Origin of the sequence: Gaiella sp. (genome assembly GCF_035558935.1) — a bacterium.
Taxonomy (GTDB): Bacteria; Actinomycetota; Thermoleophilia; order Gaiellales; family Gaiellaceae; genus Gaiella.
In genome coordinates this window covers 40,846-57,032 of the sequence record NZ_DATMBZ010000022.1, presented here as the reverse complement: position 1 = coordinate 57,032, position 16,187 = coordinate 40,846, and the positions used below count along the sequence as shown (strand labels likewise).

Genomic DNA, 16,187 nt, shown 5'->3' with positions numbered 1-16,187 from the left:
GCGTGGCTCCACCTGCGCATCCGCCTCGACCATCCGGCCGTCGGCGTGCTGAGGCTCGGGTTCGACGTCGTGCCCGGCGGCGCCCCGCGGCTTCCGGGCTCGCGCGCGCACGACGGCGCGAGTGACTACGCGATCGTCCTGGACGTCGGTCACGGCTCGGGGCAGGCGTACGTCAGGCCGGCGCTCGAGCCGCTGCAGCTCGACTTCTCTCCGCTCCCGCCCGGCGTCGTCCGCTCCTTCGACGGCTGGAACCAGATGCTGCTCTCGACCAACCGTCCGCTCACGATCCCCACGACGGGCCGCCGATTCCCGTACGAGACGATGAACGTCGGCGCCCTCCGCCCGGGGGACTGGAGGCCGTCGTCGGCCCGCTACGACAGCCTCGCCACGTGGCGCGCACTCGGGCGCGACGTGTGGATCCGCATTCCGTGGATGCAGATCGGAGTCGTCGACCCATCGTCGCACGCCGCGCTCGTTCCGGTCACGAGGGGCGGCGCCCCGGTCGCGACTGCCGTGCCGGCGCCGTCGATCGGGCTCGTCGTCCGACCCTCGCGCGGAGCGAGCGCAAGGGCCCTGCTCCGGTGGGACGAGTGGAACGCCGTGCACGCGGCCGAGCGCCTGAAGGCGGGTCACGAGGTGGTCGCGCAGGCGTTCCGCGATCTCGCGGGGGGCCGCTCCCCCACCTGACCGCGGCGGCATGACGTCGGCGACGCGTCGTCACTCCCGGCGCGCGACCGCGACCCCGGCGATCACTGCTGAGGCGCCGACCGCGAGCGGCCACGTCAGGCGCTCGTCGAGGACGAGTGCGGCCAGCACGAGGCCGGAGAGCGGCTGCAGGAACTGGAGCGGTGCGATCCGCGCGATCCCACCGTGCGCGAGCGCCCAGTACCAGCCGACGTAGCCGACGATCGAGGTCGCGACGGCCAGGAAGAGGACGGCGGCCCACGATCCCGCTCCCGCGCGAGGCGGGCCCGCGACCGCGAGGAGCGCGACCGCTACGGGTGTGAGGGCGAGCGCGCCGAGCATGACGCCCCAGTACGTCGTCGCGGCGCTCGAGAACCCGCGCGGGACGAGCATCGCGCCGGCCACGTACCCGCCTGAGACCACGAGCGCGGAGGCGAGCACGAGGACGTCGCCGGCGAGCGTCGCGGTTCCTCCGCCGCCCGTCCGCACGGCGACGATCACCGCCTCGCCCGCGAGCGCGAGCGCGCAGCCCGCGAGCCACCACGTGCCCGGCCGCCGGCGCGCGACGAGCATCCCGTAGAGGCCCGTGAAGACCGGGAGCGCGGCCAGGATCCCGACGCCGTGCATCGCGGACGTCCGCTCCTGCCCGATCGTGAAGACCACAGGGAAGACGACGAACCCTGCGGCGGACGAGACTCCGAGGAGCAGTCGCGCGCGTGAGCTCGAGGGCGGCCGGAGCGCGGTCGTCGCCACGAGGGGCACGGCGACGATCCCGGCGAGGACGGTCCGCAGCACCGCGACCCAGAGCGGCTCGAGATCGTCGGTCGCGATCCGGGTCAGGACGGGCGTCGCGCCCCAGACGACCATGACGGCCAGCGAGACGATGACGGGCGCGACGAGGCTGCCCCGGCGCATCGACGCGGTCGTCACGCGGTACGACGCTCTTCCCCGGCCCCGCTCAGAGCTGGAAGCGCAGGTAGTACCGGTAGTAGAGGACGAAACCGATCGCGCAGAGGATCGCGCCGACGATCCAGAAGCGCACCATGATCTTCGTCTCCGACCAGGCCTTCATCTCGAAGTGGTGGTGGATCGGCACGATCAGGAAGACCCGCCTGCCCGTGCGCTTGAAGCTCGCGATCTGGATCATCCAGGTGACCGCCTCGATCACGAACACACCGCCGATGAAGACGAGCAGTACCTCCGTCTCGGTGAGGATGGCGAGCGTCGCGATCGCGCCGCCGAGCGCCATCGAGCCCGTGTCGCCCATGAACATCTCCGCCGGGAACGCGTTGAACCACAGAAACCCGATCACGCCGCCGATCAGCGCGGCGGCAAAGATCGCGATGTCGAGGTACTCCTCGCTCCGGTTCGCGACGACGTCGGCGCTCCGGATCCAGTCGATCGACGCGATGGCGAGGAGCGTGATGAGCGAGATCGCACACGTTCCCGCGGCGAGGCCGTCGATCCCGTCGGTGAGGTTGACCGCGTTCGAAGTGCCCGCGATGACGAGGAAGAGGAACGGGTAGTACGCCCAGCCGAGGTCGATGTTGACGTCGACGAGCGGGAAGTAGATCTCGGTGTCCATGTAGCCGATCTGCGTGGTCGCCCAGGCGACTCCGGCCGTGATGGCCACGAGGCCGAGCATCTTCCAGCGTCCGTTGAGCCCGAGCGACCGGCGCTTGCGTACCTTGAGGAAGTCGTCCGCGAAGCCGATCAGGCCGCAGCCGAGGGTGGCGAGGAGAATCGTCACGCCGGGGATCGTGTAGAGCGAGACGATCAGCGCCGGCACGAACGCGGCGACGAGGATCAAGAGCCCGCCCATCGTCGGTGTCCCCTGCTTGACGGCGTGCCGCGCCGGCCCCTCCTCGCGGATCTGCTGGCCGATCGACTGCCGTCGCAGCCACTCGATGAACTGGGGGCCCACCGCGACGGCGATCACCATCGCGACGAGCCCCGCGATCAGGACTCTCACCATGCCTGGGAGAGTTTCTCGATCAGGATGGGGATGCCTTCGAGACCGACCGCCCGCGACCCCTTGACGAGGATCGCGTCGCCGGGCTCGAGCAGCGGCGCGATCTCGTCGAACGCGGACGCGTCCGTGACAGTGACGCCGTCGCCTCCTGCGAGGTAGGCGGGCGCCTCGTCACCGACCGCCACGACGACCTCGATCCCGAGCTCGTCGAGCAGCGAGGCGATCTCGGCGTGGTAGCGGGCGCTCTCGTCCCCCAGCTCGGCCATCCGGCCGAGGATCGCCACACGCCGCCGGCCGTCCGCCCGTTCCGAGAGATCGAGCAGCGCGGCCCGCATCGAGGTGGGGTTGGCGTTGTAGGCGTCGTTGACGACGAGGCCGCCGCCCGGCAGTTCGCGCACCTCGCCGCGCCAGGCGGAGAGCCGGATACGACGGGCGCCCTCGTGGGCGCGCTCGAGCGGGAGGCCGAGCGCGTGGTAGCCGGTCAGCGCGGCGAGGACGTTCTCCGCCAGGTGCCGTTGCGTGAACGGCAGCGCGAGCCGCAGCTCTTCCCCGCCGACGCGGAAGCACCAGCTGTCGCCGTCCCGCTCGACCGAGCCTCGGTCGAACCGCCTGACGTCGACGTCTGCCCGGAGGAAGGGCTCGAGCAGCGGCTCCCCGGCGGGGACCACGGCGATCCCGCCGGTCGGCAGCGCGTCGATCGCCTCGGCGTTCGCGCGCGCCACGTCCTCGAGCGAGCCGACGAGCTCGAGATGCTCGGGGCCGATCGACGTGACGAGCGCGACCGTCGGCCGGGCGATCTCGCAGAGCTCGGCGATCTGTCCGAGCCCGCGCATCCCCATCTCCGTGACCAGCACGCGCGTGTCCTCCTCGAGGCGCAGCACGGTGAGCGGCAGGCCGAGCTCGTTGTTCTTGCTCGCCGCCGCGGCGACCGTGGGCGCCACCGCCGCGCAGAGCGCCCCCAGCACGTCCTTCGTCGTGGTCTTGCCCGTGGACCCCACCACCGCGACGACCTCGGCGCTCGAGCGGTCGCGGACGGGCCGCGCGAGGGCGGCGAGCGCAGCCTCCTGGTCGTGGGGGACGAGTGTCGCGGCACCGTGCTCCAGCGCCTCCGAGACGAACCGAACGCCGGTGTTGAGAGCGACGAAGAGATCGCCCGGACGTGCGTCGCGCGAGTCGTCGTGCACCCGGCGTATGACGCCGCCCGCCGGCCGGCCGCGGAGCTCTCCGAGGCGGAGCGCCTCGATCTCCTCCCAGGCGAGCGGGATCATCCGGCGCCTCGTCTCCGCCGCAGCGCCTCCCGGGCGACCTCGCGGTCGTCGAACGGGTGGACGACGCCGTCGACCTCCTGTCCCTGCTCGTGGCCTTTCCCCGCGATCACGACCACGTCCCCCGGGCCCGCAGCCGCGATCGCGCCCTCGATCGCCGAGCGCCGGTCGGGGTCGACCTCGACGTCCGTCCCGGCACCGGTGATGATTGCCTCGACGATCGCGAGCGGGTCCTCCGAGCGCGGGTTGTCGCTCGTCACGACCACGGCGTCGGCGAGGCGCCGCGCGACCTCACCCATCCGCGGGCGCTTGTCGCGGTCGCGGTCGCCGCCGGCACCGAACACGACGGTCAGGCGACCGTCGCCGAGCGGTCGCGCGGCCTCGAGCACGGTCTCCAGCGCACCCGGGGTGTGGGCGTAGTCGACGACGACCGCGAAGTCCTGGCCTTCGTCGACGCCCTCGAAGCGGCCCGGGACGCCCGACACCGTCCGGATCCCCTCGACGATGGCGTCCTCGTCGACCTCGAGCAGCAGCGCGGCGGCGACCGCGCCGAGGACGTTCTCGACGTTGAAGACGCCGAGCAGCGGCGTCACGATCGGGATTCCGGCCGCGCTGAAACGCGATCCGCGCGGGCCGAGGTCGAGCCCGTCCGCCCGCACCTCCGCCTCGGGCCGCAGGCCGTAGGTCACGAGGGGCGCCCGGTGGGTGGACGCGAGCTCCTCCGCGAGCCGCCGGCCGTACGGGTCGCCGACGTTGACGGCCGCGGGCGGCGGCGCGATACCCGTGAAGAGGCCTCGCTTGGCCAGGAAGTACCCCTCCATGTCGCCGTGGAGGTCGAGGTGGTCTTGCGACAGGTTGGTGAAGACAAGGGCGTCGAAGCGCACGCGGTCGAGGCGGCGATAGTGCGATCCGTGCGAGGACGCCTCGAGTGCCACGGCCTCGTCGCCCGCGTCGAGCATCTCGCGGAACAGCCGTTGGAGGTCGATCGCCTCCGGCGTGGTGTGAGGAGCCGGCCGCGGCGAGCCGCCGACGATCCATTCGACGGTGCCCACGAGCCCTGTCGCTCTTCCGTCCGCCTCGAGGATCGAGCGCAGGAGGTGGGTTGTCGTCGTCTTGCCGTTCGTGCCCGTGACGCCCCCGACCGCGAGCCGCTCCGTCGGCATGCCGAAGAACACGTCAGCCGCGACTGCCATCGACGCCCGCGTCGACTCGACGACGAGCTGCGTGACCGCCACGTCGACCGGCCGCTCCACGACGAGCGCGGACGCGCCGGCGGCCACGGCGTCGGCCGCGAGTTCGTGCCCGTCGACCCGCGCGCCCGGGACGCAGAAGAAGAGAGTGCCGTCGCGCACGCGACGCGTGTCGAAGGCGAGATCGAGGATCTCGACGGGTCGCCGCCCGATCACGTCACCCGGCGCGAGCGCGCCGATGAGCGCGTCGAGGTCCATCGAAGGCAGTCTAGGTATGCGGTCTCTCGGGTCGACCGGTGTAGCTTCAGCAGTCGACATAGAGGGTCGCCCCATACGAGCGGGCGACGTCCTCGGCACGATCCTTCGTTCGCCACTCGAGACCGCGAACCGGCGCCGAGTGGTCGTCGCGGAGCGCGACGAAGACGGCAGGATCGGCGGGGCGACAGTCCACGTCGGTCACGGTGCCGTACGGCGCGAGGTTCGCCACGGCGTGGCTCCGAATCGCGACCTCGAACCGCTCCGGGTCCACGTCGGCGCCCGCACTGCATCCGGCGAGGCAAACCGCCGCGATGGCTCCGAGAGCAGCGGCATGGGCGTACGAGCGCTGCGGCACGCGCCGTCAGGCTACGGGAGGGCGGCGGCGACGAGGCTCGACGAGCGCTTCGACTCCGGGGCGTCGGGCGGCACCTCGAGGTACTGGAGCGCAAAGCGCGCGAGGTCGCGGAAGATCGGCGCCGCGACGACGCCGCCCCAGATCTGTCCGTGCGGCTCGTCGACCATCACGAGGATCGCGAGCCGTGGGTTTCGCGCGGGTACGAGCCCGACGAACGAGGCGACGTACTTCGAGACGTAGCGCCCGTTCTCGGCCTTGTTCGCGGTCCCGGTCTTGCCGGCGACCGTGTACCCGGGGATCGCCGCCTCGGTGCCCGTTCCCTCGAGGACGACGTCGCGGAACATCGCGGTCATGCGGTCGGCGGTGTGCTCCGAGACGATCCGGCGGCCCTTTCCGTGCCTCACCTTCTTGCCGCCGATCTTCGCGACGACGTGCGCGGGCGGCATCACGCCTCCGTTCCCGATCGCCGCGTATGCGCTGACCATCTGGAGCGGCGTCACGGCGATGCCCTGCCCGATCGGCACGGTGCCGATCGTCGAGCCCGACCACCGGTCGTAGGGCAGCACCATGCCGGCGCTCTCGCCGGGGAGCTCGGAGCCGGTCGTCCGGCCGAAACCGAAACGCGAGACCCATCGGGCGAGCTCCGGGCCGCCGAGCTTGTCCTTGGCGATGGTGATCGTGCCGACGTTCGACGACTCGGCGAGGATCTGGCGCACGGTCATGCGCTCGGTTCCTCTGACGTGCGCCTCGCGGATCGTCCGGTCGGCGACCTTGATCGTCGGCGCAAGCACGAACGACGACTCGGGCGTCACGACGTTGTCCTCGAGCGCGCCCGCGATCGTGACGATCTTGAACGTCGACCCGGGCTCGTAGAGGTCGGTCACCGCGCGGTTGCGGCGCTCGTCGGGCGGCGCGGAGGTGAACCGGTTGGCGTCGAAGGTCGGTGCGTTCGCCATCGCCAGGATCCCCCCGGTCCTCGGATCCATCACGATCGCCGTCGCGCCCTTCGCGTTCCAGCGGGCGACGGCCGACGAGAGGAGCTGCTCGGCGGTCGCCTGGAGCTGATGGTCGATCGTGAGGACGACGTTCTTCCCCGGCCGTTCCTTCCGCGAGGTGACGACGTCGATCGCCTGGCCCGCGGGGTCGCGCACGACGATCTCATAGCCCGAGCGACCCGCCAGATTCTTGTCGAGCGAGCCCTCGAGCCCGTCGAGGCCACGGTTGTCGGTTCCGGCGAAGCCGAGCAGCTGCGACGCGACGCGTCCCTGCGGGTAGGTGCGGAGCTCCTCGGGGTAGAAGCCGATCCCGGCCACGCCCAGGCGCTCTAGCTCCTTCGCCTTCACGGGATCGGCCTTCCGCTCGATGAAGACGAACCGCTTCGTGGGGTCCTTGAGGCTCGGGTAGAGATCGTCTGGGTTCAGGCCCAGTGCCTGGGCGGCCTTCACGGCGGCCTTCTTCGGCGCGACGACGTTGCGGGGGTCCGCGTAGACGGTCGTCGCCTGCTCGCCGATCGCGAGCGGCTCGCCCGTCCGGTCGTAGATCGTCCCGCGCCCTGCGGGGATCTCGATGGTCTGGCGCTGTTGCTTCGAGGCCATCGCCGCGTACCCCGCGCCGTCGACGACCTGGATCCACGCGGCACGGCCGAGCGCGATCGCGAAGATGCCGGCGAAGGCGAGCACGAGCAGCCGGATCCGCGAGTTCGCGCGTCTGTCGGTCACGGATCGAGCCGGAGGAACGTCGTCTGGTTGGGGTCGTGCCTGACGAGGCCGAGCTTCGACGCAGCCTCGGTCTCGATACGCGCGTTCGCGGAGGCGCTCGACAGCTGTGCGCGCGCGGTGGCGATCTCCGCCTTCAGCTCCGCGCGGTCGCGCCGCAGGTCGTCGAGCTGCACGTTGAGTCGCAGGACGAGGACGTTGACGGCGACGACGCCCGCGAGCAGGACGGCGATGACGAGGATCCAGAAGACGCCGCCGGTGAACGTGCCGCGACCGACGCGGGCCCGCCGGAGAGCCGGTTGAGCGATCGTCGACATCAGGCTCTCACCGCCGCGCGCAGCCGGGCGGAGGCGGCGCGCGGGTTCGCATCGATCTCCCGCGCGCCCGGCCGCATCGGCTTGCGCGTCAGAAGCCGGAGCGTCGGCTCCTTCCCGCACACGCAGACCGGGAACTCCGGCGGGCACGTACACCCCTTCGCCTGGTCGGCGAAGAACCGCTTGACGATCCGGTCCTCGAGCGAGTGGAACGAGATCACCGCGAGCCGCCCGCCGGTACGGAGCATCGCGAGCGCCGCGGGCAGCGCGGCTTCGAGCTGCCCCAGCTCGTCGTTCACCGCGATGCGGAGCGCCTGGAAGACCCGCTTTGCCGGGTGACCCTCCCCGAAGCGCGCCGGGGTCGGGATCGCGAGCTTGATCACGTCGACGAGGTCGCCCGTCCGCGTGAACGGCCGCTCCGCTCGCCTCCGCACGATCGCGCGGGCGATCGGTGTGGCGAACCGCTCCTCGCCGTAGCGGCGGAAAACCGTCGCGAGCTCCTTCTCGTCCCACGTGTTGACGATCGCGGCCGCCGTCTGCTCGGACGACGGGTCCATCCGCATGTCGAGCGGCGCATCCGTCGCATACGAGAAGCCGCGCTCGGGCCGGTCGACCTGCATCGACGAGATGCCGAGGTCGAGCAGGATCGCGTCGGCCTTCACGTCGTTGGCCGCAAGCTGCGAGAGGACGACGGCGAAGTCCCCGCGGAGGAAGCGCACGTCGACGCCCGCGCCGGCCTTGAAGCGGTCGAAGTACGCCTTCGCGCCGGGGTCGCGGTCGACCGCGACGAGCTTCCCGCGGCCCTGGAGATCCTGCGCGAGCAGTCGGGCGTGGCCTCCGGCACCGAACGTCGCGTCGACGACGGTCTCCCCCGGCTGCACGGCGAGGAGCTCGCGCACCTCGGCGGCGAGAACCGGGACGTGATCAGCTTCCGTGCGCGGCAAGACGTTCGGCAGCATGTTCGGCGCTCCCTTCGACGGCATGCAGGTGACGCTCCCAGGCCTCCGGGCTCCAGAGCTGGAGGTGGTCGTAGTTCCCGGCGACGACGACCTCCCGCTCGAGGCCTGCGTGGCGCGTGAGGACGGCCGGGACGAGAACTCGACCCTGTGTGTCGAGATCCGCCTCGGCCGCCCCCGAGAAGAAGAACGTGCGCAGGTCTCTTGCCTCCCGCGAGAGCGGATCGAGCGCCGAGATCCGGTCCTCGACGCTCACCTTCCAGGTCTCCCGCGGATACACCGCGACGTTGCGGTCGAGCCCGCGCGTGAGCACGACACCGGCACCGAGCGCGTCGCGGAAGCGGCGCGGCAGCGTGAGCCGGCTCTTCTCGTCGATCGTGTGCTCGTAGGTGCCGATGAACATCGCCCGCGGGTGTGGCCGATCCCCTTCGTGATCTCCACGATTCCCCACTTTACGCCACATTACCCCACTGTCAAGTGCATCGCGGCCGACGACGGGTCGCGCGGACCACCGGCACCGGCAGCTCGGGCGCGCCGAATGACGATCAACCTCGAGGTCGGTCGCCCGGATGCGATCGGAGCCCGGTGCGGGACGGGCTCACGACCAACCCCCGAACGGGACGACCCCGACCTGCCCCAATCGGCTTCCGCAGCGCGCCTGCCGCGACCGTCAGGCGCCGAGGGCGACGGCGCGCGGCGCGACGCCCCGTCCGGTCAACGCGGCGGCGCCGCAACGGGCGGCGAAGGCGAGCGAGTCGTTTCCGTCGAGGCCTGCCGCGAGCGCGTACGTGAGCCCGGCCGCGAAGCTGTCTCCAGCCCCGTAGGCGTCGACGACCTCGCCCGGCGGGTCGGCTGCGGTGTAGGGCCCGCCGGGCCGCGCCCAGCCGCCGAGGCCGCCGGAGGTCGTGACGACCAGCCTCGGCGGCGGATCGAGCTCGCCGGGCCGGTAGCGCTCCGCCTCGTCCTCCCCGCTGCCGATCAGCGCGTCGAGCTCGACACCGCCTCGGCGAAGCACCTCGAGCTCCCGCGACGTTGCGGTCACGATTCGCGCGCGCCGCGCGTGTACGAGTGCGTCGACATCTCCCGCCACGAAGAAGACCGCGTCCATCGACGCCAACTCGTGCCAGGGAAGCGCGTCGTCGTGTCCTCTGGGTCGGAGCTTCGGGCCGACCGTGGTGATCGTACGCTCGTGACGGTCGTCCACCTGCGTGAACGCCCAGCGTTGCGCGCGCTCGTCCACCGAGGCGTGGACGATCACGCCGCGGGACTCGAGCTCCTCGCGCGAGCGCCGGCCCAGCTCGTCGTTCCCGAGCGCGGTGAAGAGGTGCGTCTCGTCGGCGAGCAGTGAGAGCTGCACCGCCGCGACGGCCCCGCCTCCCCCCGCCTCCTCCCAGTCCTCGAAGGAATGCGCTATCTCGCCGGCCGCCGGGACACGATCGACCCGCGCGAAACGGATCCACTCCACGTGCCCGACGACGGCGGCGCGCATGCCGCCAGTGTGCACCGTTGTTCGTTCGGCAGCGCAATCTCACGCGCGGCGCCGGTCACGCGTTTCACACCATGATGGCGAGGATGGCGTCGGTCCCCCCGTTCGAGACCTTCTATGCCGAGCACGCCGGCGACGTGCTGCGGCTCCTGCGGCGCCGGCTCGGTCGCGAGCGTGCCGACGACGCGTTCCAGGAGACCTTCCTGCGCGCTCTCCAGGCGTACGACCGGCTCGGCCACGCAGAGCACCTGCGGTCGTGGGTCCTGACGATCGCGACGCGCGTCGCCATCGACGCCCACCGCCGAGCCGGCGAGCGCACCGACGAGCTTCCCGACGTCCCGCACACCGACGGACGGCCGGCATACGAGGAGCTGGCCTTTCTCACAGACACCCTTCCGCCGAAGGAACGCGCCGCTGTCGTGCTGCGCTACGGCTACGACCTCGACTACGACCAGATCGCGGCCGCCCTCGATTCGACCGAGGAGGCAGCCCGCCAGGCCGCCTCGTCCGGCGTCCGGCGTCTGCGAAGGAGGATCACATGACTGTTCCCACCGAGCTCGACCTGCGCTTTCGCGAGACGGCCGCCCGTTCCGGCCTGCTCGACGCCGCCTACGACGTGATCGAAAGCGAGCTCGGGCCCCTGCTCGCCGCTGTGACCGACCACGGGCTAGCCCGCATCTCGTTCGATCCCGAGCCCGAACGTGAGCTGGAGGCCCTCGCCCGCCTCGCCGGGCCGCGGGTGCTTCGGACGCCCCGGGCGCTCGACGGGACGCGGCGAGAGCTCGACGACTACTTCGCGGGCCGGAGGACGAGCTTCGACCTCGAGCTCGACCTCCGCGGGCTCACGGAGTTCACGCTCCGCGTCCTCGGCGAGCTGGCGAAGGTGCCGTATGGTCAGACGGAGACCTACGCCGAGCTCGCGGCCCGTTCGGGCAATGCCCGTGCCTCGCGCGCGGTCGGCATGGTGATGAACCGGAACCCGATTCCGATCGTGCTTCCCTGCCACCGCATCGTCGGCTCGTCGGGATCGCTTGTCGGCTACGGCGGCGGCCTGGAGCGGAAGGAGCGGCTGCTACGCCTCGAGGGAGCGATGCTGTAGCCGCGGCCCGCCCGGCCCCTTGTCAGGAGAGGAGGCGATACCCCACCCCCCAGTCGTTGACGACGACGTCGCCGGCGCCTGCCGCCTCGAGCTTGCGACGGAGCCGCGACGCATGCGAGTCGACGGTCCGCGTTCGGATGCCGGCCGCACGGATCCCCCAGACGTCGCGCAGGAGCTCCGTCTTCGTGAAGACCCGCCTGGGGTCGCTCGCCAGCTTCGCCGCCAGCTCGAACTCGCGCCCGGAGAGACGCACGGGCCGGTCTCCGACCCGCACCTGACGGGCACGGTGGTCGACGACCAGCAGCCCCGCCTCGACGACCTCCGACTGCCCGAGCAGCGCGCGCCGGAGCAGCGCCCGCACGCGCGCGAGGAGCTCGAGGTAGACGTCGCGCGGCACGACGTCATCCGCGCCGCTCTCGAAGGCGCGGACGCGCGTGACCGGATCCGCGTCGGGCTCGGTCAGCACGATCACGGGGACATTGCGATTCCACGTGCGCCCCGGCTCGCCCGCGCGAAGGCGGCGGCAGAGATCCGTCTCGCCGGCGATCACGACGTCGGGTGAGAGGCGCTCGGCGAGATCGAGCGCCCGCGCCGTCCAGCCGGCCTCGAACACCGTGAAGCCGTCGTCTCGCAGCTGGCGCTCGAGGTACTCGCGCGTGCCGGGCTCGCGCTCGGCCAGGAGGACCGCGTTCGTGCTCATGGCCGACGACGCTAGAGGACCGCCGGGCGCGCGACCAGATGTCCTTTGTGGCGTCTCTGTGCCGATTCACCCACACGCGTCCGCGACGGCCACGTGCCGCAGGTCGGCCGTCACTGCAGCTTGACGACGAACGACACCTGGCCGAGCAGCTTGCCGTAGCGCGGGTCTCGTCGGGTGCCGAACGCGGGCCAGACGTACAGGCGGTACGGCCCGTTCGCGAGCGCATGTCGCTGCCCCTTGAACGTCCAGCGCTCTTTCAGCGCGAGGCTCGGGTGCCTGACCCACGTGGTCAGGAGCTTCAGGTTCCCGCGCCAGAGCTGGAGGTTGTAGAAGCTTGCCTTCGCGACCGGCGACCACTGGACGAGCGGAGCCTTGCCGACGACCGCCCCCTCGGCCGGCGCGTAGATGCCCACGGACGGCCTGAGCCCGATCGTCTTGGTCGCCTCGTTCCCGGCCTGGTCGAGAAGAATGACCTCGTACCAGTACCGGGTGCCGGCGCGGAGCTTCCTGTCGACGAGCTTGTGGGCGGCCTTGCCCTCGTAGACGACGCCGGGCTTCGTCCCCTTGAGCCCCGGTGCGCGGATCACCTTCGCCTGCACGACGTCCTTGCCCTGCGTCCACGACAGTGAGATCGACTCTCCACGGTGTACCCACGCGACGTTCGGACGCGCCGGCGGCGTCGCGTCGTAGCGAAGCTCGACGGTCGCCGGCTCGCTCAGGTGCCCCGCCGCGTCGCGGCACTGGCCGACGACCTTCGCGGGGCTCGCATCCGGCCCCTTGTAGCCGACGGTCGGCGAGCACTCCGTGACCCCGGATCCCTTGTCCGTGCCGGTGAACGCCACGTCGACCGGGTGGTTGTACCAACCGTTGGCGTCGGGCTTCCGCGCGGGGGTGCCCGTGACCGTCGGGGCCGTCGCGTCGTATTTGATCTTCAGCGACGTCGAGCCGGTGTTGCCCGCGTTGTCGGTGCACGAGCCGGAGACGCTGATGTCGCCGCCGTCGGGCCCGCTGTACGTCCCGGATGTGCACGAGGCGACGCCGGAGGCGCCGTCGTCGCCGGTGAAGCTGAACGAAACGGGGCTCGTGTACCAGCCGTTGGTGTCCGGGTCACGGGAGGCGGACGCCGTGACGCCCGGCGGGGACGAGTCTTTCCTCACGGTGACGGTCCTCCCGTACGACGTGCCGTCCGAGTAGTAGACCGTGCACGTGAAGCTCGCGCCGCTCGTGTCGTCGGAGACCGTGGAGGAGCCGCAGCCGGTCGCGCTGGTCGCGCCCGCGCTGCTGTACGACCACGAGACGGTCACGTTCGACCGGAACCAGCCGCCGCAGCCGCCGCCGTTGCAGCTCGCGCCCGGGGGATCGACCGCCGCCGCGGCGCCGGGCAGCACGGCGACCACCGCGCCGAGGACGACGACGAGGACGAGTAGGCGGGTCGCTCTCATGCGTGCCTCGCCGAGCTGCGCGCCGCGAGCCCGAGCAGAAGACTGCCGCCTGCGGCGGCTGCGAGCAGCAGCGCCGCCGCGACGAGTAGCTCACCGTTCAGCTCCGCGTCGCTCGGTCGTGCGCCGAGCACGGCCGCCGGCAGACCGAGCCGCACCGCGTCGCGGGGAACGCCCACCGGCCGGGAGACCGCCTGCTTCGCAGGAGCTACGCGAGGATGGGGCTTCGGTTTCGCCTTCGGACTCGTCTTCGGCTTGGGCTTCGGCTTCGCGGCTGCGCGGGAGATCGTCGTGGTCGTCGGTGCCGGTTTCGGCGCAGCCCGCGTGAGGACGGGCGCCGTGGCGACGCGCGGCGCCGTGCGCTGGACGACGTCGGGAGTCGGCGCCGCGACGCTTGGGGTGATGGATGTCCGCGGCGCGGCGACCGGCGCAGCGACGAGCGGAGCGTCCGGCACCGGGACTGCCGACTCTGCCGTCCGCTTCGTCGACGTCTTCGCCGTCTGCGAGCCACTGGAGCTCGTCGTCTTCGTGCTCGCCGGCCTCAGCGTCGACGGAGGGTCGTCCGGTCCGGGCATCGGCGTCCCGCCCGCGGCGAGCGCCGCCGGAGTGGTGACGAGCGCGATCGCGCATACCCCCACCGCGATCGATTGTCGCCTGTGCCGCAGAGAAGACGTCCGCCCGGACAACTGCTCCCTCCCTGTTGAACCCCACGGTACGTCGGCCGACGCACTCGTGTCAATCCGCGCTTGGGGAGCGGCCGCCGGACGTTCCGGCGGCCGCTCGCTTGCGATCTCAGCGCTTGCTGTGCTTCTTCTTCCCTCCTTGGATCGCGCGGCTCCAGGCGCCTCCGCGCTGGTCGTCCCACGAGCCCTGGCCGCCGACCTGCAGGGCATCCGAGCCCTTGCCCGTCTGCTCCTGCATCAGCCTCTGGCAGGTCTCGTTGAGGTTGAGCGCCACGGCGAGCGCCGTGACGTCGTTCGACTGATCGACCGAGCCGCCGCCGCCCGGGCTACCGACCCGGATCGGCTTGTTCTCGTTCGATGCACCGAACTGGAGCGCCGTCGCGCCTGCGTCGGCGTCCTGCTTGCTCCACGCGCCCTGACCGGCCACCTGCAGGTACGAGCCGTGGCCCGAACCGGCCTGTGACTGGTCGATCGACTGATCCGTCTTGTTGAGGTTCAGCGCCGCCGCCACCGCGGTGGTGCTGTTCGACTGCGAGACGTCACCGTCGTTGCCCGGGCTGAGCACGCGGATCGACTCGTTCGTGTTCGACGGCTTCAACTGGACGGCCGTCGCGTGTGCGTCGGCGTCCTGGTGGTTCGAGGCCTCCTGCCCTGCGATCTGCGTGTAGTCCGAGCCGTAGCCGGACTTGTCGTACCCGGACTTCTCGCCGGGGTACTCGCAGCGGACGCAGGAGGGCTCGTACGAGCCGCCCTGGCTCTGGTCGATCGACTGATCCGTCCAGTTGCCGTTCGCAGCGATCCCGACGGCGGTCGCCGAGTTCGACTGCGAGACGTCACCGTCGTTGCCCGGGCTCAGCACCCGGATCGACGACGCCGTGTTGGACGGCTTCACCTGAACCGCCGTCGCGTCGGCGTCCGCGGTCTGGCTGTTCGTCGCCTTCTGGCCGGCGATCTGCGTGGAGTCCGAGCCCTTGCCCGGATCCTTGTAACCGGTCTTCTCGCCCAGCATCGACGGCGCCGAAGCACCGCCCTGCGACTGGTCGATGGACTGATCCGTCTTGTTGCCGTTCAGCCCCGCCGCCACCGCGGTGGTGCTGTTCGACTGCGAGACGTCCCCCCCGTTGCCGGGTGAGAGCACGCGGATCGACGATGCCGTGTTCGACGGCTTCAGCTGGACCGCCGTCGCGTCTGCGTCGGCGTTCTGGTGATTCGAGGCCTCCTGGCCGGCGACCTGTGTTGCATCCGAGCCGTGACCGGACCCGCCCTGCGACTGGTCCGTCGTCTGGTCGGTCTTGTTCAGGTTCGCGGCGATGCCGATGGCGGTCGCCGAGTTGGACTGCGAGACGTCACCGTCGTTCCCCGGGCTCAGCACCCGGATCGACGACGCGCTGTTCGACGGCTTCACCTGGAACGCGGTCGCGTCCGCGTCCGCGGTCTGGTCGTTCGACGCCGCCTGCCCGGCGACCTGACTCTGGTCGGAGCCGTACCCGGCACCGCCCTGCGACTGGTCGACCGTCTGGTCCGTCTCGTTGCCGTTCAGGGCGGCCGCGCCGGCGGTCGCCGAGTTCGACTGGTTCACGTCGCCGCCGTTACCGGGGCTGAGAACGCGGATCGCCTGCGCGTCGTTCTTCGGTGCGATCTGCACCGCGGTCGCGTCCGCATTGGCGTCCTGCTCGTTCTTCGCCGCCTGACCGGCGATCTGGCTCTGGTCGGAGCCGTAACCGCCCAGCTGCGACTGGGTCGTGTCCTGGCTCGTCTTGTTGCCGTTGGCCGCGAGAGCGCCTGCCGTCGTCGAGTTCGACTGCGTGACGGCCCCGTCGTTCCCAGGGCTGAGCACGCGGATCGAGCCCGCGTTGTTCGACGCTCCCGACTGGTATGCGGTGCCCATCCCGTCGGCCGTCTGCCCGCTCGGGGCGGCCTGGCCGGCGGTCTGCGAGGCACTGCTTCCTCCGTCGGCGGCTGCCTGCCCCGCGCCGAACCACAGCGCGAGGACGAGCGCCCCGAGGAGTGTCGTCATCCGTTTCATCGAATGTCTGCTCCTTCCGTGGACTCGCGTGGAGCCGGCGCCCCA

Annotated in this window: 16 protein-coding genes and 1 pseudogene; 3 read left to right on the top strand and 14 right to left on the bottom strand. The window is 71.4% G+C overall.

Features of this window, described 5'->3' with window-relative positions; all coding sequences use genetic code 11:
• Positions 1-687: pseudogene (locus tag VNM44_RS02550) on the top strand (hypothetical protein); the annotation flags it as partial.
• A 30-nt stretch (positions 688-717) separates the two neighbouring features.
• Here VNM44_RS02550 and VNM44_RS02545 read toward each other — a convergent pair.
• From VNM44_RS02545 to VNM44_RS02500, 10 genes are all read right to left on the bottom strand, one after another.
• Complete coding sequence (locus VNM44_RS02545) at positions 718-1,614, bottom strand: DMT family transporter (RefSeq protein ID WP_325622261.1); 897 nt, start codon at positions 1,612-1,614, stop codon at positions 718-720.
• A 28-nt stretch (positions 1,615-1,642) separates the two neighbouring features.
• The gene (gene mraY / locus VNM44_RS02540; RefSeq protein ID WP_325622259.1) at positions 1,643-2,659 is read right to left on the bottom strand and encodes a phospho-N-acetylmuramoyl-pentapeptide-transferase; all 1,017 of its coding nucleotides are present in this window, start codon (positions 2,657-2,659) and stop codon (positions 1,643-1,645) included.
• Positions 2,653-3,924 (bottom strand): UDP-N-acetylmuramoyl-tripeptide--D-alanyl-D-alanine ligase, encoded by a 1,272-nt coding sequence (locus tag VNM44_RS02535; protein WP_325622257.1) that lies wholly within the window; start codon positions 3,922-3,924, stop codon positions 2,653-2,655. Before VNM44_RS02535 ends, mraY begins: the two co-directional genes overlap by 7 nt.
• The gene (locus tag VNM44_RS02530) at positions 3,921-5,369 is read right to left on the bottom strand and encodes a UDP-N-acetylmuramoyl-L-alanyl-D-glutamate--2,6-diaminopimelate ligase (protein ID WP_325622255.1); all 1,449 of its coding nucleotides are present in this window, start codon (positions 5,367-5,369) and stop codon (positions 3,921-3,923) included. Before VNM44_RS02530 ends, VNM44_RS02535 begins: the two co-directional genes overlap by 4 nt.
• A gap of 46 nt (positions 5,370-5,415) precedes the next feature.
• A complete protein-coding gene (locus VNM44_RS02525) occupies positions 5,416-5,724 on the bottom strand; it encodes a hypothetical protein (protein WP_325622253.1) in 309 nt (102 codons plus the stop codon).
• Positions 5,725-5,735: 11 nt separating this feature from the next.
• Positions 5,736-7,442 carry a penicillin-binding protein 2 gene (locus VNM44_RS02520; RefSeq protein ID WP_325622251.1) on the bottom strand — a complete coding sequence of 569 codons (1,707 nt, stop codon included), beginning with the start codon at positions 7,440-7,442 and terminating at the stop codon, positions 5,736-5,738.
• Entirely contained in the window at positions 7,439-7,756 is a 318-nt protein-coding gene (locus VNM44_RS02515; RefSeq protein WP_325622249.1) for a cell division protein FtsL, read from the bottom strand. Before VNM44_RS02515 ends, VNM44_RS02520 begins: the two co-directional genes overlap by 4 nt.
• On the bottom strand, positions 7,756-8,736 hold the full coding sequence (rsmH, locus tag VNM44_RS02510) for a 16S rRNA (cytosine(1402)-N(4))-methyltransferase RsmH (RefSeq protein WP_325622247.1): 981 nt from the start codon (positions 8,734-8,736) through the stop codon (positions 7,756-7,758). Before rsmH ends, VNM44_RS02515 begins: the two co-directional genes overlap by 1 nt.
• A complete protein-coding gene (gene mraZ / locus VNM44_RS02505; RefSeq protein ID WP_325622245.1) occupies positions 8,678-9,112 on the bottom strand; it encodes a division/cell wall cluster transcriptional repressor MraZ in 435 nt (144 codons plus the stop codon). The genes rsmH and mraZ overlap by 59 nt, the downstream gene beginning before the upstream one ends.
• A 267-nt stretch (positions 9,113-9,379) precedes the next feature.
• Entirely contained in the window at positions 9,380-10,198 is an 819-nt protein-coding gene (locus VNM44_RS02500; protein ID WP_325622243.1) for a PfkB family carbohydrate kinase, read from the bottom strand.
• 83 nt (positions 10,199-10,281) lie between these two features.
• Here VNM44_RS02500 and VNM44_RS02495 point away from each other — a divergent pair, with 83 nt between their 5' ends.
• The gene (locus VNM44_RS02495) at positions 10,282-10,737 is read left to right on the top strand and encodes a sigma-70 family RNA polymerase sigma factor (RefSeq protein WP_325622241.1); all 456 of its coding nucleotides are present in this window, start codon (positions 10,282-10,284) and stop codon (positions 10,735-10,737) included.
• Entirely contained in the window at positions 10,734-11,294 is a 561-nt protein-coding gene (locus tag VNM44_RS02490) for a methylated-DNA--[protein]-cysteine S-methyltransferase (protein ID WP_325622239.1), read from the top strand. Before VNM44_RS02495 ends, VNM44_RS02490 begins: the two co-directional genes overlap by 4 nt.
• 22 nt (positions 11,295-11,316) lie before the next feature.
• On the opposite strand, the gene VNM44_RS02485 is transcribed toward VNM44_RS02490, so the two are convergent.
• The 4 genes from VNM44_RS02485 to VNM44_RS02470 all read right to left on the bottom strand — a co-directional run bounded on the left by VNM44_RS02485 (position 11,317) and on the right by VNM44_RS02470 (position 16,133).
• The gene (locus tag VNM44_RS02485) at positions 11,317-11,994 is read right to left on the bottom strand and encodes a response regulator transcription factor (protein ID WP_325622237.1); all 678 of its coding nucleotides are present in this window, start codon (positions 11,992-11,994) and stop codon (positions 11,317-11,319) included.
• Positions 11,995-12,104: 110 nt separating this feature from the next.
• Positions 12,105-13,436, bottom strand: a complete 1,332-nt coding sequence (locus tag VNM44_RS02480; protein WP_325622235.1) for a hypothetical protein — start codon at positions 13,434-13,436, stop codon at positions 12,105-12,107.
• Positions 13,433-14,071, bottom strand: a complete 639-nt coding sequence (locus tag VNM44_RS02475; protein WP_325622233.1) for a hypothetical protein — start codon at positions 14,069-14,071, stop codon at positions 13,433-13,435. The genes VNM44_RS02480 and VNM44_RS02475 overlap by 4 nt, the downstream gene beginning before the upstream one ends.
• 154 nt (positions 14,072-14,225) lie before the next feature.
• Entirely contained in the window at positions 14,226-16,133 is a 1,908-nt protein-coding gene (locus tag VNM44_RS02470) for a hypothetical protein (RefSeq protein WP_325622231.1), read from the bottom strand.
• Positions 16,134-16,187: the final 54 nt, after the last annotated feature.

What these genes read in the sequence shown, in the direction of transcription:
- rsmH (WP_325622247.1), bottom strand. Translation starts at nt 8,736, where the DNA reads ATGCCGTCGAAGGGAGCGCCGAACATGCTGCCGAACGTCTTGCCGCGC.
- VNM44_RS02485 (WP_325622237.1), bottom strand. Translation starts at nt 11,994, where the DNA reads ATGAGCACGAACGCGGTCCTCCTGGCCGAGCGCGAGCCCGGCACGCGC.
- VNM44_RS02515 (WP_325622249.1), bottom strand. Translation starts at nt 7,756, where the DNA reads ATGTCGACGATCGCTCAACCGGCTCTCCGGCGGGCCCGCGTCGGTCGC.
- VNM44_RS02495 (WP_325622241.1), top strand. Translation starts at nt 10,282, where the DNA reads ATGGCGTCGGTCCCCCCGTTCGAGACCTTCTATGCCGAGCACGCCGGC.
- VNM44_RS02480 (WP_325622235.1), bottom strand. Translation starts at nt 13,436, where the DNA reads ATGAGAGCGACCCGCCTACTCGTCCTCGTCGTCGTCCTCGGCGCGGTG.
- VNM44_RS02535 (WP_325622257.1), bottom strand. Translation starts at nt 3,924, where the DNA reads ATGATCCCGCTCGCCTGGGAGGAGATCGAGGCGCTCCGCCTCGGAGAG.
- VNM44_RS02500 (WP_325622243.1), bottom strand. Translation starts at nt 10,198, where the DNA reads ATGCGCGCCGCCGTCGTCGGGCACGTGGAGTGGATCCGTTTCGCGCGG.
- mraY (WP_325622259.1), bottom strand. Translation starts at nt 2,659, where the DNA reads ATGGTGAGAGTCCTGATCGCGGGGCTCGTCGCGATGGTGATCGCCGTC.
- VNM44_RS02490 (WP_325622239.1), top strand. Translation starts at nt 10,734, where the DNA reads ATGACTGTTCCCACCGAGCTCGACCTGCGCTTTCGCGAGACGGCCGCC.
- VNM44_RS02470 (WP_325622231.1), bottom strand. Translation starts at nt 16,133, where the DNA reads ATGACGACACTCCTCGGGGCGCTCGTCCTCGCGCTGTGGTTCGGCGCG.
- VNM44_RS02530 (WP_325622255.1), bottom strand. Translation starts at nt 5,369, where the DNA reads ATGGACCTCGACGCGCTCATCGGCGCGCTCGCGCCGGGTGACGTGATC.
- mraZ (WP_325622245.1), bottom strand. Translation starts at nt 9,112, where the DNA reads ATGTTCATCGGCACCTACGAGCACACGATCGACGAGAAGAGCCGGCTC.